Origin of the sequence: Bacillus testis, assembly GCF_001243895.1 — a bacterium.
Taxonomy (GTDB): domain Bacteria; phylum Bacillota; class Bacilli; order Bacillales; family DSM-1321; genus Bacillus_AD; species Bacillus_AD testis.
This window is the reverse complement of sequence record NZ_LN851186.1, coordinates 1,399,924-1,424,163: the sequence shown is the minus strand read 5'-3', so window position 1 is coordinate 1,424,163 and position 24,240 is coordinate 1,399,924. Positions and strand designations below refer to the sequence as shown.

The window sequence follows — 24,240 nt, the reverse complement described above, 5'->3', positions numbered from 1 at the left end:
GTTCAGGCAGCTGCTCTGAGACCATTTTCAATTGTGGATTTTTGCTTCTTTTCAGCAACCGAAGCTCTCTGTAAAAAATACCGGCAATTTACTTTTTCTCTTCATCGCATTCTTCTATTTTTCAATAAATATAACACCAAAGTAAAAAAATGTAAATCACCATTCGGATATTGAGAGCTTTCAGGCATCCTGCTTGTTGCTAAACGCATATTCAAGCATCCGCTTGCAGCCTGAATGGACATTCTGCCAATCCTGTTGATGATCGCTATTCCCCTGGATGCTGATGAACACTTGAAGAACGTCCTTTTCTGAAGTTCCATCCAAACGCACCATATCAACAGACAGTGAGTTTGCCAGATTCATCATGCCGGCTTCATCCATAAAAGCGGAAACGAAGACACCCAACTGATAGCCCTCAGGCCGCTGGGCAAAGAGTAAAAAAGCATCTGTCCCGGAAAGTGGGCATTCATCCATACTTGTTAGTCGGCATTGGCCTGTTGCCGCATCGTAACAGACCGCCACAAACAAATCCGCCGCCAGTTGCATATATTCAGGGAATCGGCTGTCTTCGGTCTCTCTATCTATAAACCGCCAGCGATCTTCCCAAGTAAATCCCTTGCCCCATTTTCCGATGGACAGAGTGCGCAATGGCTGTGCAGAGAAAAGACTGAACGAACCGCTGTCCTTTTCGGCATGCAGTCCGGCCAGCAAGGAACTCTCTTTTCCTTTTAAGTATGCCGGTTCAAAAAAAACCGCTTTTTTGGCTACGGCCGGATGGGCCCGGAATAGCATATCCACTCCATATATATCGCTAAAGGCTGCCTCGCTTTTAGCGGACAGGCCCTCATACACGCCGGCGAGAGTACCCTTATCCATCACTCCGATTCTGTCGCTGTAGAGTGAAGCCAGATTCAAGTCATGGAGGATGGCAACAATCGTCAGCTCCTGGCTGGATTGCAGGCCTTTCAGTAAATCGAGCAACTCCATGCTATGTCGAATATCGAGATGGTTAGTAGGCTCATCAAGAAGCAGGATATCAGGTTCCTGTGCCAAAGCTTTCGCGAGCAGAACGCGCTGTTTTTGCCCTCCGCTCAATGTCCCGTATGAAGAGTGGCGGAATTGCCAGGTATTCGTCTGAAGCATCGCTTTTTTTATGATAGCCTCATCATCAGAATGGTGTTCCCTGAATAATAAACCTTTTTGATAAGGATATCTCCCAAGGCCGACGATTTCCCCCACGGTAAAATCCATGCCGACCTCGTTTTCCTGGGTCATTACCGCCACCTTGGCGGCCAATTCCTTTGGTGTGTATCGGTCAATGCCCCGGCCTTCTACCTGGATGGTTCCTTCATGGATAGATAGGGCACCCATGATTAAACGGATGAGTGTCGTTTTCCCGCTCCCGTTCGGCCCAATCAGAGAAAAGAATTCCCCTTTTGCTATGCTGATGGTCAAGTCCCTGACAACCGGGACAGACCGGCTGTACCCCCCGCTTACATTCGTTAGCGAAATCATGCCTCTTCCCTCCCTTTATATTCTGGTTGATGCCTTCATTCGTTGTCTAACCAATAAAAAAGCAAATACCGGCGCACCGATCAATGCCGTAATGACGCCTATCGGCAATTCCCGCGGGGCAATGATCATCCTGGCCAGCAAATCAGCTGCCACCAGATAAGCACCACCGATCACTAATGAAAAAGGCAGGACATACTTGTGGTTTGCCCCGATAAGCAAACGGACAATATGGGGGATCACCAAGCCGACAAAACCGATGGCGCCAGATACGGCGACCGCACCTCCTGTCAGGATGGATGCTCCAATTAAGATCACTTTCTTCTTCTTTCTTACGTCCATCCCGGAAAACTGCGCCGACTGCTCTCCAAGGGCCAGTACATTCAGTTCGCGCGCATGTAAAAGGATCAGCACCGATCCAACGACGAAGAAAGGCGCCATCATTTGGACATGGCTCCAGCCCCTCATGGCAACGCTCCCCATTGTCCAATTCAAGATATTCACCATATCATCCCTCGGCGATAATGAGATGAGCAAGGAAATGAAGGCACTCATGAAGGAAGACAGAATCACCCCTGCCAGAATAATCGTTTCATTCGCCAATCTCCCTAGGGAAAAATGGGAGATGAATAAAACAAGCAAAAGGGTCCCTAAACCGCAGATAATGGCTGCGGCAGGCTGAAGATAACCGCCCAGAAAAGTGGCGGGCAGCTGCAAAAACAAGACTAGCACTGCCCCAAACGATGCACCTGATGATACGCCGATTGTGTAGGGATCCGCCAGCGGGTTGCGCAGCAGCCCCTGAAAAGCGGCGCCGGCAAGCGATAACGATGCACCGACAAGGAATGCTAGTACAACACGAGAAAAACGGATATTCCATATAATCGCTTCCATGTTTTTCTCACCGTCAAACCAAATATGCCCTGTCATTTTCCCCAAAAGAATTTTAAGGATATCCGGAACGGTTACGTGGACGCTGCCATAGAAGACGCCGGCAATGATACTGGCAACCACGGCCAAGGCAGCAATGCCAGAAACGGCAGCCAGCCGTTTATTGGTAGACATCAGGATATACAGCCTTCGCTAAAGCTTCCAGTCCATCAGCAAGCCGAGGGCCCGGCCTTGACACAAGGTCGCTATTCACATCATAGACTTGCTTGTCCTTGACTGCCTGCACTTCCTGCCAGCCCTGTCTGCTCAAAACCTGTTTCTTGGCATCGGGCACATAGTAGCCATAAGTAGTAATAATGACATCTGGATTCAATTTCACTACTTCCTCTTCATTCATCTTCACCCAGCCATCTTGAGAGGCCGCCAGATTTTCGGCTCCAATGATCGTGAGCATTTCATCGACAAAGGTATGCTTTCCGGCCGTATAGATATCCGGCTGAGGAGAGGTTTCGGTCCAGACCAATTTCTTTTCCTTCACTTCTTTTGCTTTTTCCTTTATTGCCTCAACTTTATTTTTCATCTGATCGATAATGGCAGCCGCTTGTTTTTCAGTCCCAGTTGCCTTGGCGATCATCTCAATGCTTTTGTATGTATCTGAAAATGAGTTCTGAGAGGTTTTATTGACGACGATGGCAATCCCGGCATCCTGCATTTGTTTGACCATATCGGCATGGCTCTTTGCATGGTATTCTGAAATGAAAGCCACGTCAGGAGCAAGCGAGAGGACAGCTTCCAAATTGATATCCTGGGAACCGACTTTTTGTTTCTCGGCAGCCTGTTTTGGATAATTATCAAAATCGGATACACCGGTAATTTCCTTATCCAATCCAAGGGCGAATAAGGTTTCCGTGGTACTTGGCAATACAGAAACAATTTTTTGGGGCTTTTCCTTGATGGTCACTTTTTGGCCGGATTCATCCTTGAACGTAATAGGAAACTGATCCTTTACTGTTTCAACTGTGCCAGAAGCACCGCCTTTTTCCTCTTTCGGTTCTTCCGTACTGCATCCCGCTAAGCCTAAGAGGGCGAGTGCCAGAGCTACAAGAACCATACGAAGAGATTTCATCCATTTTTTCTTCATATTCAATCCCACTCTTTCTGAATGATTGGCATTTTCGATGCCTAGTTTTAAATACACGGATTATCACGATTTGCTTCAGAAAGCGCTGAAAAAGCCTTGACCGGTAAAAGTCAAGGCTCTTATTAAATGTAAGTCACATCAAATAACCTGCTTGACTCACTTTTCCCTCCGAAAAACAAGCAACTATTCTTAGAGCAGGTCTCCTGGCTTCGCATCAACCGGCCCAAGCCTTCCCGGATTTCTCCAGTGGCAATTTGGGCCGTCCAAATAATGCTTACAGTAGCGGGGGCTGCACCGGACTTTCACCGGTTTCCCTATTATCCTCTTCATAAGGCACTCTAAAAAATATGGAATTGTCCATGCACACACCAATATTTTACTTCATTTCTATAAAATTGTCAGCATTATTCAGATAGCCTCAGAATGCCCAGTTTCCACTCCGGAAAATAGGCTCCGCTTTGCCGTCTTCGGTAATGCCATCGATATCCATTTGGTCAGAGCCGATCATGAAATCCACATGGGTAATGCTTTCATTCGCTCCGTTTTCATTCAACTCTTCACGGGACATTGTTTTGCCGCCATCCAGGTTGAATGCGTAGGCACTTCCGATTGCCAGGTGGTTGGAGGCATTTTCATCGAATAGAGTATTGTAATATAGAATGTTAGATTCAGAAATCGGTGAATGATGCGGAACCAATGCCACCTCGCCCAAGTAATGAGAACCTTCATCCGTTTCAATTAGGCCTTTCAAGACTTCTTCTCCTACTTCCGCTTTTACGTCAACAATCCGTCCATCCTTGAATGTAAGGGAGAAACGATCGATGATATTCCCTCCGTAGCTCAATGGCTTAGTGCTTGCCACTGTCCCGTTTACACCCGTTTTCAAAGGGATAGAGAACACTTCTTCAGTCGGCATATTGGCCATGAATTCTACGCCTGCTTCAGATATGCTGCCGGCTCCGCACCAAATATGCTTCTCGGGAAGTTCGATTGTCAAATCTGTGCCCGGCGCTTTATAATGCAATTTTTTATAATGCTTGGCATTCAAGTAGTCCACTTTGGTATGTAGGTTTTCATCATGTTTCTTCCAGGCTTCCACAGGATCGTCCGTATCAATGCGAGTCGCTTTGAAGATTGCTTCCCACAGCATATCTATACGTTGGTCCTCTGGTGCATCCGGGAAGACCATATCTGCCCATGATTGTGAAGGAACAGCTACAATAGACCAGCAAACCTTATCCGCCTGCATGATTTGCCGGAATTTGTTCAATGCCTGCCCTGATGCTTTCTGGCTATTTGCCAAGCGGTCCAGTTCAATTCCTTTTAATAAATCCGGTGAAGATGAAATAACAGATAAGAAGGAAGCGCCTTTCTCTGCCAATTCATTTGTTTCATTTGCCTGATGCTCCGGATACGTTTTAAAGACTTCGTCTCCGGCATGCTCGTAACGAAGGCGGGTAACGGTATCATCGCTCCATTGGACAATAACGTTATGGGCCCCTGCTTCATATGCCTTCTTCGTGATGATGCGGACAAGTTCTGCGCCCTCCAGTGTAGTCCGGATGACCAAGGTTTGTCCTGGTTGAACATTAACGCCCACTTTAACAGCTAGCTCTGCATATTTTTCTAAACTTTTTTGAAAGTCCTTCATAACTCCACTCCTCTGACTGAATATTCATTTTAATTGTAAACATTATACTCCTATACGTCCATGGATTTCTTTTGTCCCCTTCTAACCGACGCTTTGTTTGGTTCAACAAATGAATGCCCACACCGATCAAAGTTTCACTTTCTAGGAAGAGACCTACAACCTTTCTTTCGGCTAAAAAAGATAGTGCTTTCCTTAATTGTTGCATAAAGGCAACAAATGAGTCACATTACTCCCTGTCCCTACATAAAATTTATAACACGAAATAGATTGACGTCCACATATTGCCACAGAAAAAAGGAGCCAACTTCATTTGCCAGCTGCTGTCCAACATGCTGGCACGTAAATTGTCTATAAAAAATCAAAAATTACTGTTTGTTTTTTAACAGTCTTACTATATAATTTGAATAAAAGTTGCGCTAAGGAAACTTTTATTCAGAAGTGAAAAATTAAAGGAGAGGACCAAATTGAACAAAATAGTCCCACTTTCTTCTATAGAACCAGGCGACAAACTGATTATCGCCTCCCTGCAAATGGAACCGGTCATGCGGAGAAGATTGCTTGATTTAGGATTTGTCCCTGGATTTGCCGTGGAAATGATACAAAAGAGCCCTTTGGGGGATCCGGTTGCCTTCCGGGTCAGCGGAACGACCATTGCCCTCAGAAAAGAAGAATGCGACCAAATATTCGGAGAAAGGGTGATTGTGCGTGAACACTCATAATTTCAGAATTGCTTTAGCAGGAAATCCTAACACAGGAAAAAGCACTCTGTTTAATGCGCTGACAGGCATGAACCAGCATACGGGCAACTGGCCCGGTAAAACAGTTGAACAGGCAAGCGGTTACTTTTCGTATGAACGGGATACGTATGAGATCATCGACTTGCCCGGCACGTACTCGCTGTATTCCAATTCGGCGGATGAAGAAGTCGCACGCGATTATATCATTTTTGAAAAGCCGGATGTTACCCTTGTCGTAGTGGATGCGACCAGCCTGGAACGGAATATGAATCTGGCGCTCCAGGTGCTAGAGATGACCTCTTCCGTCATTGTCTGCCTGAATTTGATCGATGAAGCCACCAAAAAAGGCATCAAGGTGGACAGCGGACTGCTTGCAAAAAAATTAGGCGTCCCGGTCATCAAAATGTCGGCGCGCAATAAAGTCGGATTGGACCAATTACTAAAAAAAATCCAGGCAATGGTGCATGGAAATGTATCAGTCCATCCATACCGGGTTACTTACCCCCCTCTTATTGAAAAACAAATAGCAGAATTGGAAGCTGATATCAAAGCAACTGTGGGCAATAGCTATCCTTCCCGCTGGATCGCCCTGCGCCTTTTGGATGGCGATGAAGCACTCTTGCATTCTTTAAAAGAAAGGCTGGCGAAGAAAGAGAGCGTGATGGTATGAATACAGCTGACGCTTTGGAAAGGATTGCACGCAAAGCAGCTGAAATGGCCCCCGGCAGCATTCGCGAAGACGTAGTCGGAAGCATTTATAGCCAAACCCGTCTGCTTACGCAGGCAGTGGTTTCGACAAAAAGCGAAAGAGATTATAGAAGTGAAAAAATCGACAAGATTCTGACCAGCAAACTATGGGGCTTCCCAATCATGTTTCTTATGCTCGGCATCGTCCTTTGGCTGACGATTGCCGGAGCCAATGTCCCTTCTTCGCTTCTTGCTGACATGTTTAATTACCTGGAAGCCAAGCTAACGGCTTTATTCGCCTACATGCATGCTCCTGAATGGCTGCATGGCATGCTGGTTCTCGGGCTCTTCCGTGGCACGGGATGGGTCGTTTCCGTCATGCTTCCTCCGATGGCGATTTTCTTCCCGATGTTTGCTCTCCTGGAGAATTACGGATATTTGCCGCGCGTAGCCTTCAATATGGACCGCTTGTTCAAATCCGCTGGTGCCCATGGCAAGCAGTCGTTGACGATGGCAATGGGTTTTGGCTGTAATGCTGCGGCCATTATGAGCACACGTATCATCGAATCGCCGCGTGAACGGATGCTGGCCATCCTGACGAATAATTTCATCCCGTGCAACGGACGCTGGCCGACATTGATCCTGCTTGCTTCCATGTTCATGGCCGCAAGCTTTACCGGATTATCAGCCACTTTCATGACCGCGGCAATACTGATCGGTTTTGTCTTGATCGGCGTCTTTGTCACACTGACAGTATCCTGGATTTTATCAAAGACGGCGCTGAAAGGGATCCCGACACATTATACACTCGAATTGCCTCCCTACCGCCGGCCAAAATTTCTGGATACGATCATCCGCTCCAGTGTGGATAAAACTTGGCTCGTCCTGAACCGCGCCGTTAAGGTTGCAGCACCGGCAGCCCTGCTGACATGGGTACTCGCCAATATTGACATTGGCGATACAAGTATTTTGATGCATTTTGTCCAATTTCTAGATCCATTCGGCAAGGCGCTTGGCATGGACGGCTATATTCTGGCGGCATTTATTATTGGGTTGCCAGCAAACGAAATTGTTATTCCGGTTTTACTAATGGCCTATCTGTCCACAGGATCATTGACAGAAGTTGAAGAGATGTCCGAATTGAAAAGAATTTTGCTCGACCAAGGCTGGACTTGGCTGACGGCGTTAAATATGATGCTGTTTTCCCTGCTCCATTATCCATGCGGCACAACACTTCTAAATATCTATAAGGAAACCAAAAGTGCCAAATGGACTTTTATGTCATTCATTATACCGACAGCCATCGCCGTCGGAGTGACATTCCTGGTAGCATCGATAGCCCGCTGGTTCGGCTGGGTTTGATATAAAAAATGCGTCTGCTTTCAGACGCATTTTTATTTAATCTATTTGATAACTGTTGCCATCATGGATTGCCCCCAATCACTCCGCTTGCTATTTCGTTCATACGAAGGGGCAGTATTCCTGTACTAAATGAAAAAAGATTCTCTATGTGTCTATAAGGAGCAATAGCGGAAGAACAAGACTGTCAAGTTGACGTTTTTTTCTTATGCTGTTAAAGGGGTAGTTCGTAGAATAGTACAGTTAATTGTTGGAAAGCTAATAATAGGTGAAAAATGATATGAAAAAATTTTTTGTTATTATATTAATGCTCATTTTCTTAAATGATTTTACTGCACCTGCTTATTCAGCAACGATCAATGAGACGGATAGTGAACTATGTGACGCGTTTAAATATGCACTTATTATTAGCTTAAGAAAACCAATTGATCAAGCAATTTCTGAAATTTATAAAAAAGATAAAAATGCACCAGAAGACCTTACTTGGGCCCCGTATGCTACTGAAATTCTTAAGATTAGACAAACTAATGGAATAGGAGGTGCTTATGAAATCACGTTAAAAGTTACACCCTATTATCGTGCGCACATTACCTATGGTAAGGATAGAATTGTCGTAACGGCAGATGGAAAATTAATTGGTTATAAACATCTGAAAACTTATCCTAAAATAGACTTCAATTAGTAGATTTTAAATTATATCAAGTTGTTAATTAATACTCTTAAATGTAGTGTAAGTACTTAGAAGAACTCTCAAAGATCCCTTCATCAACGAAGAATCCCCAGCTTTAAGACAAAAAGTAGGGGATTTATGCTTTTTAATGGACTCTTCGACTATAGATTCCTTTCGCTTAAGTATCATTCTCTATCATTGCCCCCAAAAAACTGCGGCTTAAAAATCATTAGATATTTCAATATAATCTGTGTCCGATAATAAATTAATTTTACTTTCTCCTTTTGTATAAGTTGTATTTCCACCTTCCCGTTCTTCTTCTTTCCATCCATTTTGTTTTATCACTATTTTATAGCTAAAAGGAATTCCATTTTCGAATGATGATTTATCCCATTCATATCCACTAACCTTTTCTTTTTTATATACTAATTGAGCATTCTTAGGAATGGGAAAATCATATAAATCTTCAGCTGTTTGATAAGAAGAGATAGATATCCAAAAATATAGAATGCCTAGAAACAAAAAAATCAATAAAAAGATAGAACTTTTAATAAATCTTTTTTTATTCACAGGCAAATTCCTCCATAGATAGAATTCCTTTAGTTATTCTTCTTTTAATCATTGATTCCTTCTTATACCAAACAATCCCGTTAGCGATATAAAGGCGTTCCAACCCACAATGGTATTTACATAATTACTGCTTAAAGAGGAAAAACTATCACGAATATAAAGAAAGGCAGAAATCCCATGGATGATAAACTGTTTAAGGCCATTAATCAATTAGCTGGAAGCAATCGATTGTTTGATTACCTCATGGTCAGCGTTTCCCAGAAAATGCGCTATGTGTTTCTTCTAATTTTCATTTTTCTATGGTTCCGCAATAAAGTGTACAGAAAAGCCGTGTACATAGCAGGTCTTGGAAGCATCTTGACTGTTTTGGCAGGATTGCTTATAAAGCCGTTTTACTATAGGCCTCGTCCGTTTGTTCGCCGTATGGTCCGTCTCTTGCCGCCGGTCCCTCCAAGAGAAAGTTCTTCATTCCCCAGTAAACACACTGCTCTGGCTTTTATGGCGGCGACTTCCATTATCTTTTATAATCGCCTCCTTGGCAGCGTAATGTATGTGCTATCCTTGTTAACCGGGCTCTCGCGCATTTGGATGGGGCAGCATGATCCTTCAGATATCGCCGGAAGCGCCTTTCTTGGCAGTTTCATGAGTTTATTTGCCCGTTTGGCTGGGATGAAAATGATAAAGTGAACATAAAAACAGTGGGCATTTCTTCATCGCCCACTGTTTTTTTATATTAGATTATAATTCCCGCTTCTCCGTTTTCCCTATTGCTTTGCCATTGAATAAACGTACGGATGGCGTTATTTAATTTGCCTGCTGCCTTTGTAGGGATTTGATGCTTCTCTTTTTCCAGAAAAATCAATTGGTTATCTGGCAAGTTCTTGTGAAGCAGACGTGCATATGAATGGAAGGATCGGTCTTTCTCTCCGTAAACGAGCAGAACAGGCAAATCGATTGCTGCAAGCCGTTCCGTGCAATTGTATCCCATGCTGTATCGGTAATACTGTTGGATATTGAGTGCATGGCCGTATAAGCTTTCTTTATGCATCTTTCTGAATATAGCTGTGGTATCGGCATTCCCCCATGCAATGGCAAGTGACAGGAGCGGAAATGATTTTGTATTGGCAAGTTTTATGGCCATAGCGATTCTTTGTTTCAAATACAAATCATTCACTTCCGGCATAGCGCTGACAATGATTCCTCCATAAGAACGTTCGGGATAGGTCAGTAAAAATTCCAACGCAATCGAGCCGCCAGTTGAATAACCGCAAACATATGCTTTTTCTATTCCTAAATGGTCGAGCAGCTGTCTCATATCTTCAACAATCAATGGATATGTGATTGGCCGTTTTGAAGTGCTGCTTCTTCCGTGGCCCCTAATATCGAATCTTATGACTTTGCATATCCCGGACAATTCTTCTGCTTGATAATAAAAATTTGCGCTTGTCAGCATAGGCGGATGGATAAAGATAAGCGGAATTCCTTCGCCCTTCACTCGATAATAGATGCTGCCATTTTCCTGTTTCAATGTCGGCATGATTCTAATCTCCTCAAGAAAGCAAAACTTTGATTAGTGGGGGATTTTCATTCCCCACCTATTTGGACGCTTAATTCATGTAAACACTTCTTCATTTGAACTTTCGGTTTAGCATGGCTATCTTTTCAGATTAGGATCCAACAGAAGAAGCTTTTTTCCTCAACTATACAGCCACTTACTTCTTGGCCTCTTTCATTAAATAATCCACAAATTGCTCGTCTCGGGCCAACCAGGCTGTAAATGCCCTTTTCAGGTAACGTTCCCCTTCATGAAAGCTTAAGAAAATATCACCAACTTCTTCTTTATTTTTTTCAATTCCCCAAGAGCCTTCACTCAGGGGAGTTAACAAAATAATGTCTTTTTTATGATTGGTGTAAAGCGTACCGAATGAGGACTTTTTTACATTAAAACGGTTCCGTTTTGCATCTTCCCGCAGCGGTTCCAAATGAAAGGTCCCTTCTACGAACAGATGGTAAGCGTCAGCCGACAAAGAACAGCCGGATGCTTTTTCGTGCCCTCCGCCGCCGAACTGCCCGGCAACTGCCGATACATCCATATAATCATGGATGGTCCGGAATGCGATTTTTTTGCCGCCGATATTCACAATGGCAATATAGTCAAGCTGTTCATATTCCTTCCCCAATTCATTTCCGAGCTCGGAATGGTAGGATTCCGCAAAGACAACACCCGCTAAGCGTCCCTCTATTTCTTTTTGCACCAACTCTCTTTTTTTCCGGCGGATGTATCGTTCGATTTTCTCTTCTTCCATGCGCAGCAGCTTCTTTTCAAAATCATCAAAATCAAAATGATCGGATGTCTGAAGGCGACGGATCATCATTTCCTCGAATTCATCGATCGATACCAAAAAGAAAAGTGAGTTCAACTGATGTGCTTGCCGGTTCCCGTTCTTTTCCCACTCCCATGTATCATATTGCCTGACCATCTCAACAAATTCAGCGATAGCATCGGTAGCCGCCAACAAGCCACGGTCAACGAGATAGTGGAAGAATAACGATGTGGCTGAGGCCAATTGTCCTTGATCATCTTCTGTCAAGACATATCCCCACTCATAGTCATTCAAATGCAAAGCGGTCTTATGGTGGTCAATTAACTGTACATTCCCATTTTTACTATAAAACTCATTGAGTTTCGCTTCATTCTCTGTATTGGGAGATAAGTCCGTTATAAACAAAAAGGTGTCCTTGGATCCATTCTCCAAAAAAAATTCAATCTCATGGTTTAGGGAGGCAATGGAGTTGTATCTCACCTTGACTTTCTGATCAAAAGCAAGCTTTGCTAAAATGCCGCAGCCGACACCGTCCAAATCGGTATGGGTCAGTAATGTATACATATTTTTCACCTCAAAAGGTAGTATGTTTCTCCTGCAGGAAAATTATTGACCGCTTCCATAAAAAATACCCCTCAGGACCAGGCATCCAGAAGGGTATTTAATCATATATTCATCTATTTAATCCTATACGGCAGTTGCTTCATCAAGTTGATCAAGTGATTGATAAGGGAAATTCAGATACGAAGACAGTTTTTGGTTTACATGGTTGCTCCAATTCGTCGTATTGATTCCAACCCTGGTCAGAATATCATATGAAAAAGTCCAAGCACGCATTTCCACACTCAATCTATAAGCAGAGTTGTCTCTCCATAGTCCGTAATCCAGCTCACTGTCCAGATGATCTTTTAAATGACCGATTTCATGCGCCAATCCATATAGATCTTCGAGTTCCCATTTAAACGGCACAGTAATCGTTAATGTATCACTATTGAAACTCAGCGGTTTTTCGTCCGTAAAATTCACATTCCCGCCTAGTGTATTTACAACTTCGCAAAGTTGGTATAGGTGTTGTTGACTCATTCTCATCGCCCTTTATTTCTTTTCTATTTTTAAAGAATATATAATATTCTATTATTTCGTAAAACAGTATATACCATATTAATTGAAAATAAACCTATTTTGAATTGGTAATTTTTACCCTAATTCACTAAAGTTAGTATATATTCAAGTGCGGCGGTAAACGAATGATTGGCGATGGATAGAAATGGATTTCCATACTATTGACGAAAAATTAAACAGATACATGCTGTTTTTGAAGATAGATTTCAAGGAGAATGTGTAACTATCTTTTAAAGATATGTGTTCTAGAACAAACAGGGGACCCCTAACAGAAACAACCGCTAAAGGCTTTCCTTGGAATAGCCCCGTCCGTTAAATAGCAGTTACCTTCATTCCACAAAAAAAGCATGCTGCCATTATAGATGGCCGCATGCTCATTGATATAGATCTTATTTAAGTCCTGTAGTGCTCAAAAATTCTTTTGTACGCTCTTCTTTCGGATGTTCAAAAAACTCATCAGGTTCGCTGGTTTCTATGATTCTTCCTTCATGCATGAAGACCATACAGTCGGCAACCTCGCGGGCAAAGCCCATTTCGTGGGTAACGATCACCATCGTCATTCCCTCTTCAGCGAGCTCCTTCATGGTTGTCAGCACTTCCCCGACAAGCTCCGGATCCAATGCAGACGTTGGCTCGTCGAACAGCATGATGTCAGGTTTCATCGCCAAGGCACGGGCAATTGCCACCCTTTGTTTCTGCCCGCCGGATAATTTATTGGGATATACGTCGGCTTTGTCCTCTAATCCAACCTTAGCCAATAACTCTCTTCCTTCCGCAATAGCTATATCTTTTTTAATTTTCTTCACCATGACCGGTCCTTCAATCACATTTTCTAGCACGGTACGGTGCGGAAAAAGATTAAAATGTTGGAACACCATCCCTACACGTTGGCGGACCTTGTTTATGTCCTGGGATTTCGGCGAAATTTCCATATCATCGATGATAATCTTGCCGCTATCTTTCTTCTCAAGGAAGTTGATGCAGCGAAGCAATGTACTTTTCCCGGAGCCACTTGAGCCCACGAGGCAGACCACGTCGCCTTCATTTACTGTCAGGTTTACGTCTTTCAAAACATGCAGATCGCCAAAAGACTTGTTCAATTTTTCTATTCGTATTAATTCATGTGCCATGCCGGCTTCCCCCTTATCGATCATAGACTGACATCCGTTTTTCCATAAAGTTGACTGCAATCGTTAGAATAGCAACCAAAATGAGGTAATAAACCGCTACAATCAGTAGGTATGTCATTTCGTCGAAGTTATTGCTTCCAAGTGTAGTCGATACATTGAATAACTCATCCATAGATATGAAAGCGGCAAGAGAGGAGTCTTTCAAAGCAATGATGAATTGATTGCCTAGTGGAGGCAAAGCGCTTCTGAATGCCTGGGGCAGGATAATCCGCCGCATGGTCAAAGCTTTAGACATCCCAAGTGACCGTCCTGCTTCCGTCTGTCCGGCATCAACGCCTAGAATGGCTCCACGGAAGATTTCGGCAATATAGGCACCGTTATGGAGCGCCAACGCCAAGGATGCCGCCCAAAAATCAGGAATAAGAAAAATTTTACTGATCCCGAAGTAAAGTATGAAAATTTGAACAATTAGAGGTGTTCCTCTTATCAAATACACATATGCATCCGAAATAAGACATAATAATTTGTTTTTAGTAAGCTTCAATAAGGCAAAAAACAAGCCTACGATAATCCCTATTATAAGTGCTACTACTGTCAATTCCAGCGTTAGCCACATCGCATCTAAAAAGACGCCTTTTGTATCATATAATGTTTGAAAAAAATGGCCCAACCTCAACACTTCCTTTCTTACCTAACTAATTTTTCGGTTTTTGGGTGATATCTTCACCAAAATATTTCTTACTGATTTTTGCAAGCGTTCCATCTTCGCGAAGATGTTCGAGCGCTTTGTTTATGTCTTTGATTAATTGCGGGTTGTCTTTTGGCACAACAATTCCTTGTTCACTGCGCTCAATCAATTGCTGGCCCTTGATTTTAAACCCTTCCTTCTTGGCGGTTTTCCCTGTTACAAAGTCAGTGATTACCGCATCATGTCTTCCGATACTCAACGCTTTCAACGCCGTGATATCACTGTCATACATTTTGATATTGTTTGAATACTTCGAGGCCGTATCGGCATATGTAGATCCTTTGGCTACTGCTACTTCTTTCCCTTTCAGATCATCAACCGTTTTTATGTCGCTATCAGGACGCGTAAAAATCTGCGGACCCGAATAGTAGTATGGCGTCGAGAATAGCATATGTTTTTGCCGTTGTTCGTTTACTGTATGGCTAGCGACTGCGGCATCCGCTCTTCCTGATTTGACACCTTCAATAATCCCCTTAAATTTAATTCTTTTGGCCACAGGCTTCAGGCCAAGCTCTTTCGCTACCGCTCTTCCGACTTCCACATCAAACCCCGTTATTTTCATATCGTCAGTCACATAACTGAACGGTTTGAATTCTCCGGAGGCAGCAAATACAAATTCATCCTTATGGATCAATTTGGCGCCGCTCTCTGTCTGGTCTTTATCTGCACATGCAGAAAGCACAAGCAATACAATCATTGCCAGTGCGGCTGACCACGCTTTCTTCATACCGTTACCCCCTTTTTTTCTTAAAAATATCTTTGCTGGATATTATTTAATATCCCTGTTTACATTTTTCAAACCTCTTTATTCATTTTTTCGCCATAATAACACCACACGTTTTTAACTTATAACTACCCAAAAGGGCAGTGTAAACACTATCCCGGTAAAGTGAAAGCTTCATCAGGGAGCGTTCCCTCCAATCAGATTTTTACTGGTGCTGAACCTCCCGCTAATCCTTTTTTGACCATCACTCACTAAACACCAGTGTGAACAGGGAAAAACAAACCGCTTTGAAAAAACTGTTTTATGTATGTTTGTATGATTTCTTCATTAAGTATATGCCTCTGTCCGCAAACAAAAAAGGGCTGGCTCTGAAGCCCAACCCGCAATGCACGTTATTATTTTTTCCATCTTTTCTTGATGACGCCCACTAGCAAAAAACCGCTAAGCACTGTGGAAGCAAGAAAGCCCATGATCCCGAAAAGAGGGATATCCAATACCAACGGCTTCATTTGTGTGGTGGAAATCAGGCTGGAACCGATTAAGAGAGAGGCGGAAATGATGCAAATAATCATCTTATCTACCATGTGGTCCAATTGCCTTGTAGGTTCTTCGGCCCCTGTGACATCCAGATTGAACTTGGCCTGCCCCTTTAAAAGTACCTTCAGAAGATCAGACAGCTGGCCCGGAATCTGGCTCGCTTTTTTGGCAAAGAGATAAATCGACTTGCCGTTATTTTGCATTTCTTTCGTCAAATCAAAATCCTTCAGGGTATTTGCTGTCAGATGGTTGACGGCGATCTCCATAAAATTCACTTCCGGACAACAATCTCTTAGCACGCCTTCAATGGTCAATATGCCTCTTGCCAGCATCGTTACGCCGGATGGAGCCTGTATTTTATGCGAATGGCACAGATCGAGCATATCACTGACCAAATCCCCAAGGTTCAGGTTGCCAAAATCGAGCTCGCGGTACTTGTTCAGCAAATCTTCGATGTCTTCATACAGCAGGCTATGGTTGATGCGGCCTGAAGTGTTCCCTAAGCTGACAACTACATTTTTCAGTTCGAATATATCCTGGTCGACAATTGCTTTGACGGCATTGGTGATCAGCTGCTGATCTCTTTTTCCCAACCGGCCGACCATTCCCAAGTCCAGCCACATGATTTTCCCGTCCCTGATCCAAATGTTCCCTGGATGGGGATCGGCATGGAATACGCCGTCATCCAATACTTGTTTGACATAATTGGCCGCCAGCTTAATGCCTATTTCATGTAGGTCATAACCTAATTCACGAAGCCGGTCTAATTGATTGATTTCAATTCCTTCGACATATTCCATCACCAATATTTTTGAGGTGGATAGATGATATTCCACCTGCGGAAAGCCGATATAACGAATTCCTTCATTCAACTCGGTTAACTCGCGGCAATGGTTGGCCTCCAGGATAAAATCCATCTCCTGCTGGGCGACGATCCACATTTCTTCCAGCACGCCGTTAAAATCGATGGCATCGATCGGGCTGTCTACCAGTTTCAAAAGCTTGGCTGCCTTTCTGATCAATGAAATATCCCGTGCCATCGTCTCTTTGATGCCGGGGCGCTGCACCTTGATCACTGCCTGCCTTCCATCTTTCATGATGACCTTATGGACTTGGGCCATAGAAGCAGAACCAAGAGGTTTTTCCTCGATTTTAGGAAAAACCTCTTCGGCGGGCAGTCCATATTCTTGCTCTATCAGCTCGGTAATCGTATTGAAGTCAAGCGGCTTCACATCTCCTCGAAGCTTTGCGAGTTCATCACAATACCTTTGCGACAGGACATCCGAACGCATGCTCATGATTTGTCCGATTTTCACATAGGTTGGACCCAAATCTTCAAGAATCAAACGTAATTTTACTGGAGTCATGCCATGGATGATTTCATGGCGCTTCAGCACATTTACGATTTCCTTCAGGCGGGCCGTCGTGCTCTCTTCCTGTTTTTTTGTTTTCAGCCGCTTTTCCTTGCTCATATTAATTCTCCATTTCAGCTAATTTGCGTCTAAGGACAGCCCGTTCCTCCTCGCTCATTTGGTTCAATTGGTCAATTAGTGACTGCTGGCGGCTGTTCTCTTCATCCTGCTGGCCGTCCGCTTGTCCATCGTCCCCAGTCTGTTTGTATTTTGATGATTCCTTAGCACTTCTCTTTAGTTCTTCATTCAGGACTTTGCCCTGTTCTACTGTGATTTCACCTTTTTTCACCAATGTATTCACAACTTCTTGCGATTTTTCATAGGTGGCGGCAACTGCCCCGATACCCGCAAGCAATACTTTTTTCATCTCATCGTTTAAGCTCATCAGTATGTCCTCCTTCAATTTTTACCTTTAAAGCCAGTAAAGGTCGATTCTTCTTGATGTTTCTTTACGAAGTAAGAAGTAGTTGGCTGAAAAGTCTCATTTATGAAACTATTACTCTCTAATTGTATTACATCGCGTCTTTCGCCAACAGATATTTGCCGATTTTGTCGCCAATATGTCGAATAATCCTTTGACCTTCTCCTTCTTTTTTTAGGTTGCCGCATAGAACGGCCGCATATAAAACGTGATTTTTGTAGAAGAAGATGGCGCAATCATTCTCAACACCCTCTATCTCTCCAGTCTTATTAGCGACTGCAATCAGGTTTTCATCAATCAAATAAGGCAGCTTGTCCCGAAATTGTTGATTGATGAGCATCTCCCTCATGGCTTTCCTGCTCTCTTCGGAAAACGAGCCCTCGTTCTGTATCCTTTTCAAGGAAACGATCAGATCTTCGGCGGATATCCAGTTTTCCTTGCCCGCTTCCCTGCCCTCGTAATCCATCATTTTCCGCTGAAGCGATGCAGTCTTCAAACCAATATCCCTAAATCCATCCTTACATCTGTCCAGGCCGATAGCATCAATCACCAAATTGGTTGCCGTATTATCGGACACTGTGATCATGAGGGATAATGCATCCTCCAGCCGGATGGATCTCTGCTTCATAGATTGCAGGACGCCTGAACCCGGCACGATATCTAAGTCTGTGAATGGGATTTCCCTGTGTATATCCAGCCGTCCCTGCTCATACAGCCGAAAAGCCATTAACAATAAAGGCAATTTAATCGTGCTGGCGGCTTTCATCCTTTGGCCGGCGTTCATTGCTATGCAGCCATCACCATCATATATGGCGTATGCGATGCTGCCTTGGAACCCAGCCAGTGCCTTTGATAATTCAGCTTTCAGTTGTTCAAGGCTCATCCTTTCACCGCCAATATCTTTTGTCTTTTGCCGGCATCGACCACGTCGCTGTCATATAGATGGCAGGCCGCATAATGGCCCTGGCCTACCTCCTGAAAGCGTGGGGCCATGGTTGCGCAAGCTTCCATCGAGTAGCGGCATCTTGTCCTGAATGTACATCCACTAGGCGGGTCGATGGGGCTCGGAATTTCGCCTTTCAATATGATGCGTTCCCGCTGTTCTTCTTTGTCGGGATCAGGAATCGGCACGGCAGAAAGCAAGGCTTGTGTATAAGGATGAAAAGGGCGTTCATACAACGCGCGGCTGTCGGCCATCTCCACCATATGCCCCAAGTACATCACTCCGATTCGATCGCTGATTTGTTTGACCATGGACAGATCGTGGGCGATGAATAAAAACGTTAGCCCTTTCTCTTTCTGCAGCCTTTTCAGCAGATTGATAACCTGAGCCTGCACCGAAACATCCAGAGCAGAAATAGGCTCATCGGCAATGATGAATTCCGGGTTCAGCGCCAGCGCCCGGGCAATGCCGATCCGCTGCCTTTGCCCGCCGCTGAATTCATGAGGGTAGCGGTTCGCATGCTCTCCGTTCAAGCCTACATCCTCAAGCAGCCGAACAATCGCCCGCATCTTTTCTTGTTTATTTTTGTACATACCATGCACATCCATTGGCTCGGCAATCAACTCTGCGACCGTTGATCTGGGGTTTAGAGAAGCATAAGGATCTTGGAAAACCATCTGCATATTACGGTGAAAGGCAAAACGCTCCTTTTCATTCATATCCTTCAGATTCCGACCTCCATAAATCACTTCCCCTTCTGTCGGTTGGTATAAACCGATCAAGCTCCTACCGAGTGTCGACTTACCGCAGCCGGATTCTCCCACAATCCCAAGTGTTTCTCCTCTATACATATGCAGGCTCACACCATCTACCGCTTTGACTGCTTTGCCTTTTCCAAGGGGAAAATGTTTTTTCAGATGATTTACTTTTAAAAGAATGTCTCTGTTCACTGCAATCCCTCCGCAATATATCTTCTGGCAGCGCATAATTCCCTTTCATATTCCATCCCCGCAAGCGGAATGATTTCGACCGTCTTCCCTGTCTTTGGGGCGTGGATGATCCGGCCGTCGCCATAATAGAAGGCTACATGATGGATAGCGCCTTGGCCTTCTTCATACGCAAAGAACAATAGGTCACCCGGTTCCAGCCGATCAAGAGGAACTGTTTTCCCCTGTCCAGCCTGGTCATGTGCATCCCGCGGGATTATTTTCCCATTGGCCCGGCAGATGCTATAGGTGAAACCGGAACAATCATATCCGAACCCGCTTGTTCCGCCCCATAAATAAGGCAAGCCAAGAAAGGCCTCCGCGGATAAAATCAGATCCTTTCCCGTTTTACCCTCTATTGTTTCATAAGATGGATAAAGGGATACATCCTTTTTCAGAACCTGTGCTAATCCTCTTGCAGTATGGACAATCACTTGATCCCCATTCATTCCTGCCACACCAAAGAAAGTCGCATAGCTGACTTTCCATTCAGTTCCATCATTAAACAATAAAGCCGCCTGTTTACTTTCTACTATGGCAAGCGGCAGTTCTTCGCTTTCTCCTTTTCTATGGCTGAGCAACGAAGTCGGAATCCAGCCTGGATAACCGGCAACATGTTTGGAAGATGGCTGTCCTGGTATCAAGACCGAGCACCACTCCCCTCTTTCTTCTTGAACGATGACTTCTTCCCCAAACAATACTTGAGTCTGCACTCTATTGTCTTCGCACAGATTCAGAAGTTGATCATACGATTGGCTCTTAATCCAACAATCTACTTTAGAGTTTGCCGACAGATAGCTGTGGTCTTCTTTCCTCGGACTGTCAAAAGACGTCCACACAGTGGCAACCGGCACCGAGATTACTCTTCTGTCATCCTTCATAAACGATCCCTCTCAATCCTTTTAAATTCGCAATGCCCAAGCCTGGTTGTTTTGGAAACGATATGTCCCTGCCTTGATAGATGATGCCGCCGTCCACTGGATCGTAGTCCAGCATCAATGCTGCATCCAGATCGCAGCGTGTTATATTTTTTTGGCTTGCTGCCAGATGGGCTGCGGCTGTCAATCCAAGTTTGGATTCGATCATGCTTCCGACCATACATTCGACTCCGCACATTTCAGCCATTTTATTGATGAGGAGGGCTTTATGTATGCCGCCTGATTTCATCAATTTTATATTGATAAGATCTGTGCTTCTTGTCCGCAAAAGTTCAAAGGCATCCTGCGGGCTGAATATACTTTCATCCGCCATTATAGGGATATCTACCGCATCGCTGACTGCCTTCAGCCCCCGTATGTCCGTGCGGTGGACAGGCTGTTCGATCAGTTCTATATCCAATTGGGCATCTTCCAAGCGGCGGATGATCCTGACAGCTTCCTTTACAGACCAGCCTTGATTTGCATCCAGACGGAGTTTGATTTCTCTGCCGGCCCTTTGCCGGATGGCTCTGATCCGCTGGAAATCCAAATCAGGATCATCCTTGCCCACCTTAACTTTCAGGACATTGAATCCCTTCTTGGCATAACGGAGGGCATCTTCCCCCATTTCGTCCGGATCATTGACAGAGACTGTAAAATCAGTTTCAAGTGTATCCCTGTATCCTCCCAAATACTGATAGAGCGGCAGATTGGCAGATTGCGATAAACAATCATAAATGGCCATATCGACTGCAGCTTTCGCTGATGGGTTGGCGATGATGCTGTTGTCCAGCAAAGAAAATAACCGTTCATAGGCCGATAGCGAGCCTCCTAGCAAGACTGGCTTTATCACATGCAGGAGGGCACCGTTTATGCTTCCCATGCTATCGCCCGTTATAACATGGGTTGGCGGAGCTTCCCCCCAACCGATGATCCCGTTGTCGCAGGTTATTTTCACAATGATGCTTTCTGCCTGAGCAACCGTACGTAACGCTGTTTTGAATGGTTTCGTGAGAGGGACGCATTGTTTGAACGTTTCTATGTTTTCGATAATCATTCTGTAACCTCCAGCAAACAGATCTGTTTTTTAATAAGATGACAGCCCGGATTCAATCAGCAATCGCTTGGTTCCCGTATTGAACTCAGCCGTTGTGCCAAGCGGGATGGCAACATTCGGCGAGCAATGGCCGATTTTCAAGCCGCTGATGGCAGGCTTGCCGATTTTCTTCACATACTCATCCAACACTTCTTGAAGAGTGAAGGATTTTGCTCGTTCTCCCGGCGTACAATCACAAAAGTCTCCTAGAATGATGCCTTCCACATTGCTCAGCTTCCCGGCCATCCATAATTGATTCAGCATCCTGTCAATATTGCGGGGCTCTTCATTAATATCCTCTAGGAAAAGAATTTTGCCATCCGTCTCGATTTCAAATGGTGTTCCCAGTGTACTGACGAGCAGACAGAGATTACCGCCAACAAGCTCTCCTCGAGCACTCCCTTCGAAAGCCGTTTCAATCGGGGCGACCTGCTCGTCGTATACAACCGGTTTATGATTGAACAATTGCTGGAAATACCGGGAGGACACAGAATTCCAAGTCGCTTTTCCCATATCAGATGAAACCATGGGGCCGTGGAAGGTGACCAGATTGCTATTTTGCCTGATGCTGGTGTGCAGGAAAGTCAAATCACTGTATCCCCAAAAAATCTTAGGATGCTTTTGTATTAAGTTATAATCCAGCAGAGAGGCGATTCTTCCGGTTCCATATCCTCCGCACGCTGAAATAATGGCCTTCACCTCATTATCCAAAAACATATCATGCAAGTCAGAAACTCTCTCGTCATCGCTTGCGGCCAAATATCCCTTTTGGGCAAATAAATGCCTGCCTTTTTTCACAGACAGCCCCATCTGTTCCAAGTACTTTATGCCAATCTCTAATTGGAGCTGATCCGGCGGACTGGCAGGGGCAATGATTCCGACCGTATCGCCTTTCTGTAGCCTTGATGGTTTAATGTGCATATGACCGTTCTCCTTCCTCTATAAGCAAGAAGGGATGTCCGCAGTTAACAGAACATCCCTTGCCATGCTTCATCCATTTGGATGCCATCTTTTTTATTTCTTTTCTGCCCACTTAAGGTCCATGTAGCCGACAGGATGGTAGACAATCCCTTTCACTTTTTCATTGACCAGGTGCGGCTGGTTGTAGAAGTGAATCGGTATGATCGGCATTTCATCCATCAATATTTTTTCGGCCTCATACATATCTGCAAACCGCTTCGTTTCATCTCCTTCAGCCTTGGCGGATTTAATGAGCGAGTCATACTGGGCATTGCTCCAGCCTGTACGGTTCATGCTGTGGCCCGTTTGGAAGCTTTCAAGAAAATTGATTGGATCGGCGTAATCCGGCAGGAACGAACTTCTGCTGAATTGGAATTCCAGATTCGATTGCTTTTCGCTGAAGACATTCCATTCCATATTGGCCAGCTTTACATCCACACCCAGGTTTTGTTTGAGCATCTGTTGGATCGTCTCCGCTATTTTTTGGTGGTTAGGCGATGTGCTGTATGTGAGTGTAATGGCAGGCAGTTTGCTGTACCCTTCTTCCTTCATCCCCGCCTCCAGCAGCTTCTTCGCTTCTGAGGGATCGGATTTCAAAAGATCGCCATTTGTTTCGCGGAAATCGTTTCCTTCATTATCTTTCAGACCGTATGAAACAAAGCCATATGCCGGCTTTTCTTTATTCTTCGTCACAAAGTCGACAATTTGCTTTTGGTCGATCGCCATGGCAAAAGCCTTGCGTATATTTTTATTCTGGAAAGGCGGCTTATTGACATTCAATCGATAGAAATAGATGCCGCCTTGGTCCACAACGTCGACTTTGTTTTCTTTATACAGCTTTTCGCTTACTTCAGAGGGGACAGAGCTGCTGTCTAGTTCACCCCGTTCGAACATTTGGTACTCGGTTGTCGGATCGCTGATGATTGCCCAATGCACTTCGTCCAGCTTCACGTTTTTGGCATCCCAATACTCTTTATTCTTGGCCATATTGAAAGAGGTTCCTTGCTTCCATTCACTGAGCTTGAAAGGTCCGTTAGAAACAAATGTCTCAGCGGAATTGAACCATTTCGGATCCTTCTCCGCCACTTTTTGATTAATCGGGAAGAACGCAGGATTTGTGATCACATTGATGAAATACGCTTGCGGCGCTTCCAGTGTCACTTCCAACGTTTGGTCGTCCTTTGCCTTTACAGCGACATCTTCAGCCTTTCCTTTACCGCTATTGTAAGCTTCCCCTCCCTTGATGAAATAACCGAGAAAAGAAGCTGGAGATCCCGTTTCCGGATTAAGCAGGCGCTTCCAGGCATATTCAAAATCCTGTGCAGTCACCTGGTCACCGTTCGACCATTTGGCATCGCCGCGGATATGGAACGTATAGTGCGTCCCATCCTCACTCACGTCCCATTTTTCAGCCATGGCCGGTTGGGGTTTATCATTCTTATCCAAGCGGGCCATGCCTTCCATTAGATTATTCAATGGATTCCAAGAAACAGAGTCGAACCCGATGGGCGGGTCAAAGGATTTCGGAGAATCTCCATTATTCAAATACAGAATCTTTTTAGCGTTCCCCTCTTTTTCTTTTGTGCCTGCTTTCTCGTTCGCCGTACAGGCAGCCATCGTAAAGACCAGCAAAGACATGATCAATAGCAACATCGCTTTCTTCATACGTAAACCCCCTCAATATGAAATATATATGTTGTAT

24 protein-coding genes, 1 riboswitch and 1 other annotated feature (1 of these 26 only partly in view) are annotated in these 24,240 nt (G+C 44.5%); of the genes, 5 read left to right on the top strand and 19 right to left on the bottom strand.

What is annotated here, in order from left to right:
* Window positions 1-114, bottom strand: a binding site (T-box leader); it reaches 135 nt to the left of the window's first position.
* 66 nt (window positions 115-180) lie between these two features.
* The 4 genes from BN1765_RS07560 to BN1765_RS07545 all read right to left on the bottom strand — a co-directional run bounded on the left by BN1765_RS07560 (window position 181) and on the right by BN1765_RS07545 (window position 5,195).
* Window positions 181-1,515 carry an ABC transporter ATP-binding protein gene (locus BN1765_RS07560; RefSeq protein ID WP_050614543.1) on the bottom strand — a complete coding sequence of 445 codons (1,335 nt, stop codon included), beginning with the start codon at window positions 1,513-1,515 and terminating at the stop codon, window positions 181-183.
* A 15-nt stretch (window positions 1,516-1,530) separates the two neighbouring features.
* Window positions 1,531-2,577, bottom strand: coding sequence for a FecCD family ABC transporter permease (locus tag BN1765_RS07555; protein WP_050614542.1), 1,047 nt, complete (start codon window positions 2,575-2,577; stop codon window positions 1,531-1,533).
* On the bottom strand, window positions 2,564-3,544 hold the full coding sequence (locus BN1765_RS07550; protein ID WP_050614541.1) for an ABC transporter substrate-binding protein: 981 nt from the start codon (window positions 3,542-3,544) through the stop codon (window positions 2,564-2,566). Before BN1765_RS07550 ends, BN1765_RS07555 begins: the two co-directional genes overlap by 14 nt.
* Window positions 3,545-3,720: 176 nt before the next feature.
* Window positions 3,721-3,900: riboswitch (cobalamin riboswitch) on the bottom strand.
* A gap of 62 nt (window positions 3,901-3,962) precedes the next feature.
* Window positions 3,963-5,195, bottom strand: coding sequence for an aminopeptidase (locus tag BN1765_RS07545; RefSeq protein ID WP_050614540.1), 1,233 nt, complete (start codon window positions 5,193-5,195; stop codon window positions 3,963-3,965).
* A gap of 464 nt (window positions 5,196-5,659) precedes the next feature.
* Between BN1765_RS07545 and BN1765_RS07540 the strand changes: the two genes are divergently transcribed.
* The 4 genes from BN1765_RS07540 to BN1765_RS07525 all read left to right on the top strand — a co-directional run bounded on the left by BN1765_RS07540 (window position 5,660) and on the right by BN1765_RS07525 (window position 8,660).
* Entirely contained in the window at window positions 5,660-5,914 is a 255-nt protein-coding gene (locus tag BN1765_RS07540) for a FeoA family protein (protein WP_050614539.1), read from the top strand.
* Entirely contained in the window at window positions 5,901-6,602 is a 702-nt protein-coding gene (locus tag BN1765_RS07535; protein ID WP_050614538.1) for a FeoB small GTPase domain-containing protein, read from the top strand. Before BN1765_RS07540 ends, BN1765_RS07535 begins: the two co-directional genes overlap by 14 nt.
* Window positions 6,599-7,981, top strand: a complete 1,383-nt coding sequence (locus BN1765_RS07530) for a nucleoside recognition domain-containing protein (RefSeq protein ID WP_069202999.1) — start codon at window positions 6,599-6,601, stop codon at window positions 7,979-7,981. Before BN1765_RS07535 ends, BN1765_RS07530 begins: the two co-directional genes overlap by 4 nt.
* A gap of 277 nt (window positions 7,982-8,258) precedes the next feature.
* The gene (locus tag BN1765_RS07525) at window positions 8,259-8,660 is read left to right on the top strand and encodes a DUF3888 domain-containing protein (protein ID WP_050614537.1); all 402 of its coding nucleotides are present in this window, start codon (window positions 8,259-8,261) and stop codon (window positions 8,658-8,660) included.
* A 207-nt stretch (window positions 8,661-8,867) separates the two neighbouring features.
* On the opposite strand, the gene BN1765_RS07520 is transcribed toward BN1765_RS07525, so the two are convergent.
* Window positions 8,868-9,218: a hypothetical protein gene (locus tag BN1765_RS07520; protein WP_050614536.1), complete on the bottom strand. Its 351-nt coding sequence runs from the start codon at window positions 9,216-9,218 to the stop codon at window positions 8,868-8,870.
* 177 nt (window positions 9,219-9,395) lie between these two features.
* Here BN1765_RS07520 and BN1765_RS07515 point away from each other — a divergent pair, with 177 nt between their 5' ends.
* The gene (locus tag BN1765_RS07515) at window positions 9,396-9,905 is read left to right on the top strand and encodes a phosphatase PAP2 family protein (protein WP_050614535.1); all 510 of its coding nucleotides are present in this window, start codon (window positions 9,396-9,398) and stop codon (window positions 9,903-9,905) included.
* Window positions 9,906-9,951: 46 nt separating this feature from the next.
* Here the strand turns inward: BN1765_RS07515 and BN1765_RS07510 are convergent, their stop codons facing one another.
* From BN1765_RS07510 to BN1765_RS07445, 14 genes are all read right to left on the bottom strand, one after another.
* Entirely contained in the window at window positions 9,952-10,755 is an 804-nt protein-coding gene (locus tag BN1765_RS07510) for an alpha/beta fold hydrolase (RefSeq protein WP_050614534.1), read from the bottom strand.
* 175 nt (window positions 10,756-10,930) lie between these two features.
* The gene (locus BN1765_RS07505; protein WP_050614533.1) at window positions 10,931-12,106 is read right to left on the bottom strand and encodes a DHH family phosphoesterase; all 1,176 of its coding nucleotides are present in this window, start codon (window positions 12,104-12,106) and stop codon (window positions 10,931-10,933) included.
* A 123-nt stretch (window positions 12,107-12,229) separates the two neighbouring features.
* Window positions 12,230-12,625, bottom strand: coding sequence for a hypothetical protein (locus tag BN1765_RS07500; protein WP_050614532.1), 396 nt, complete (start codon window positions 12,623-12,625; stop codon window positions 12,230-12,232).
* A gap of 428 nt (window positions 12,626-13,053) precedes the next feature.
* Entirely contained in the window at window positions 13,054-13,794 is a 741-nt protein-coding gene (locus tag BN1765_RS07495) for an amino acid ABC transporter ATP-binding protein (protein WP_050616705.1), read from the bottom strand.
* Between the two features lie 13 nt (window positions 13,795-13,807).
* Window positions 13,808-14,473, bottom strand: a complete 666-nt coding sequence (locus tag BN1765_RS07490) for an amino acid ABC transporter permease (RefSeq protein ID WP_050614531.1) — start codon at window positions 14,471-14,473, stop codon at window positions 13,808-13,810.
* 16 nt (window positions 14,474-14,489) lie between these two features.
* Window positions 14,490-15,269: a transporter substrate-binding domain-containing protein gene (locus BN1765_RS07485; protein ID WP_050614530.1), complete on the bottom strand. Its 780-nt coding sequence runs from the start codon at window positions 15,267-15,269 to the stop codon at window positions 14,490-14,492.
* A 392-nt stretch (window positions 15,270-15,661) separates the two neighbouring features.
* Window positions 15,662-17,275, bottom strand: coding sequence for an ABC1 kinase family protein (locus BN1765_RS07480; protein ID WP_050614529.1), 1,614 nt, complete (start codon window positions 17,273-17,275; stop codon window positions 15,662-15,664).
* A 1-nt stretch (window position 17,276) separates the two neighbouring features.
* Window positions 17,277-17,600: a phasin family protein gene (locus BN1765_RS07475; protein ID WP_050614528.1), complete on the bottom strand. Its 324-nt coding sequence runs from the start codon at window positions 17,598-17,600 to the stop codon at window positions 17,277-17,279.
* Between the two features lie 127 nt (window positions 17,601-17,727).
* Entirely contained in the window at window positions 17,728-18,519 is a 792-nt protein-coding gene (locus tag BN1765_RS07470) for a serine hydrolase (protein ID WP_050614527.1), read from the bottom strand.
* Complete coding sequence (locus BN1765_RS07465; RefSeq protein WP_050614526.1) at window positions 18,516-19,565, bottom strand: ABC transporter ATP-binding protein; 1,050 nt, start codon at window positions 19,563-19,565, stop codon at window positions 18,516-18,518. The genes BN1765_RS07470 and BN1765_RS07465 overlap by 4 nt, the downstream gene beginning before the upstream one ends.
* Window positions 19,526-20,446, bottom strand: a complete 921-nt coding sequence (locus BN1765_RS07460; RefSeq protein WP_050614525.1) for a C40 family peptidase — start codon at window positions 20,444-20,446, stop codon at window positions 19,526-19,528. The genes BN1765_RS07465 and BN1765_RS07460 overlap by 40 nt, the downstream gene beginning before the upstream one ends.
* Window positions 20,436-21,539, bottom strand: coding sequence for a dipeptide epimerase (locus BN1765_RS07455; RefSeq protein WP_050614524.1), 1,104 nt, complete (start codon window positions 21,537-21,539; stop codon window positions 20,436-20,438). Before BN1765_RS07455 ends, BN1765_RS07460 begins: the two co-directional genes overlap by 11 nt.
* 30 nt (window positions 21,540-21,569) lie before the next feature.
* Window positions 21,570-22,499 (bottom strand): S66 peptidase family protein, encoded by a 930-nt coding sequence (locus BN1765_RS07450; protein WP_050614523.1) that lies wholly within the window; start codon window positions 22,497-22,499, stop codon window positions 21,570-21,572.
* Window positions 22,500-22,592: 93 nt separating this feature from the next.
* A complete protein-coding gene (locus BN1765_RS07445; RefSeq protein ID WP_050614522.1) occupies window positions 22,593-24,203 on the bottom strand; it encodes a peptide ABC transporter substrate-binding protein in 1,611 nt (536 codons plus the stop codon).
* Window positions 24,204-24,240: the final 37 nt, after the last annotated feature.

Coding starts and splice junctions, on each gene's coding strand:
- BN1765_RS07470 (WP_050614527.1), bottom strand. CDS start 18,519: ATGAGCCTTGAACAACTGAAAGCTGAATTATCAAAGGCACTGGCTGGG.
- BN1765_RS07545 (WP_050614540.1), bottom strand. CDS start 5,195: ATGAAGGACTTTCAAAAAAGTTTAGAAAAATATGCAGAGCTAGCTGTT.
- BN1765_RS07510 (WP_050614534.1), bottom strand. CDS start 10,755: ATGCCGACATTGAAACAGGAAAATGGCAGCATCTATTATCGAGTGAAG.
- BN1765_RS07555 (WP_050614542.1), bottom strand. CDS start 2,577: ATGTCTACCAATAAACGGCTGGCTGCCGTTTCTGGCATTGCTGCCTTG.
- BN1765_RS07485 (WP_050614530.1), bottom strand. CDS start 15,269: ATGAAGAAAGCGTGGTCAGCCGCACTGGCAATGATTGTATTGCTTGTG.
- BN1765_RS07505 (WP_050614533.1), bottom strand. CDS start 12,106: ATGTATACATTACTGACCCATACCGATTTGGACGGTGTCGGCTGCGGC.
- BN1765_RS07445 (WP_050614522.1), bottom strand. CDS start 24,203: ATGAAGAAAGCGATGTTGCTATTGATCATGTCTTTGCTGGTCTTTACG.
- BN1765_RS07480 (WP_050614529.1), bottom strand. CDS start 17,275: ATGAGCAAGGAAAAGCGGCTGAAAACAAAAAAACAGGAAGAGAGCACG.
- BN1765_RS07515 (WP_050614535.1), top strand. CDS start 9,396: ATGGATGATAAACTGTTTAAGGCCATTAATCAATTAGCTGGAAGCAAT.
- BN1765_RS07455 (WP_050614524.1), bottom strand. CDS start 21,539: ATGATTATCGAAAACATAGAAACGTTCAAACAATGCGTCCCTCTCACG.
- BN1765_RS07525 (WP_050614537.1), top strand. CDS start 8,259: ATGAAAAAATTTTTTGTTATTATATTAATGCTCATTTTCTTAAATGAT.
- BN1765_RS07450 (WP_050614523.1), bottom strand. CDS start 22,499: ATGCACATTAAACCATCAAGGCTACAGAAAGGCGATACGGTCGGAATC.
- BN1765_RS07560 (WP_050614543.1), bottom strand. CDS start 1,515: ATGATTTCGCTAACGAATGTAAGCGGGGGGTACAGCCGGTCTGTCCCG.
- BN1765_RS07530 (WP_069202999.1), top strand. CDS start 6,599: ATGAATACAGCTGACGCTTTGGAAAGGATTGCACGCAAAGCAGCTGAA.
- BN1765_RS07475 (WP_050614528.1), bottom strand. CDS start 17,600: ATGAGCTTAAACGATGAGATGAAAAAAGTATTGCTTGCGGGTATCGGG.
- BN1765_RS07495 (WP_050616705.1), bottom strand. CDS start 13,794: ATGGCACATGAATTAATACGAATAGAAAAATTGAACAAGTCTTTTGGC.
- BN1765_RS07465 (WP_050614526.1), bottom strand. CDS start 19,565: ATGCGCTGCCAGAAGATATATTGCGGAGGGATTGCAGTGAACAGAGAC.
- BN1765_RS07460 (WP_050614525.1), bottom strand. CDS start 20,446: ATGAAGGATGACAGAAGAGTAATCTCGGTGCCGGTTGCCACTGTGTGG.
- BN1765_RS07500 (WP_050614532.1), bottom strand. CDS start 12,625: ATGAGTCAACAACACCTATACCAACTTTGCGAAGTTGTAAATACACTA.
- BN1765_RS07550 (WP_050614541.1), bottom strand. CDS start 3,544: ATGAAGAAAAAATGGATGAAATCTCTTCGTATGGTTCTTGTAGCTCTG.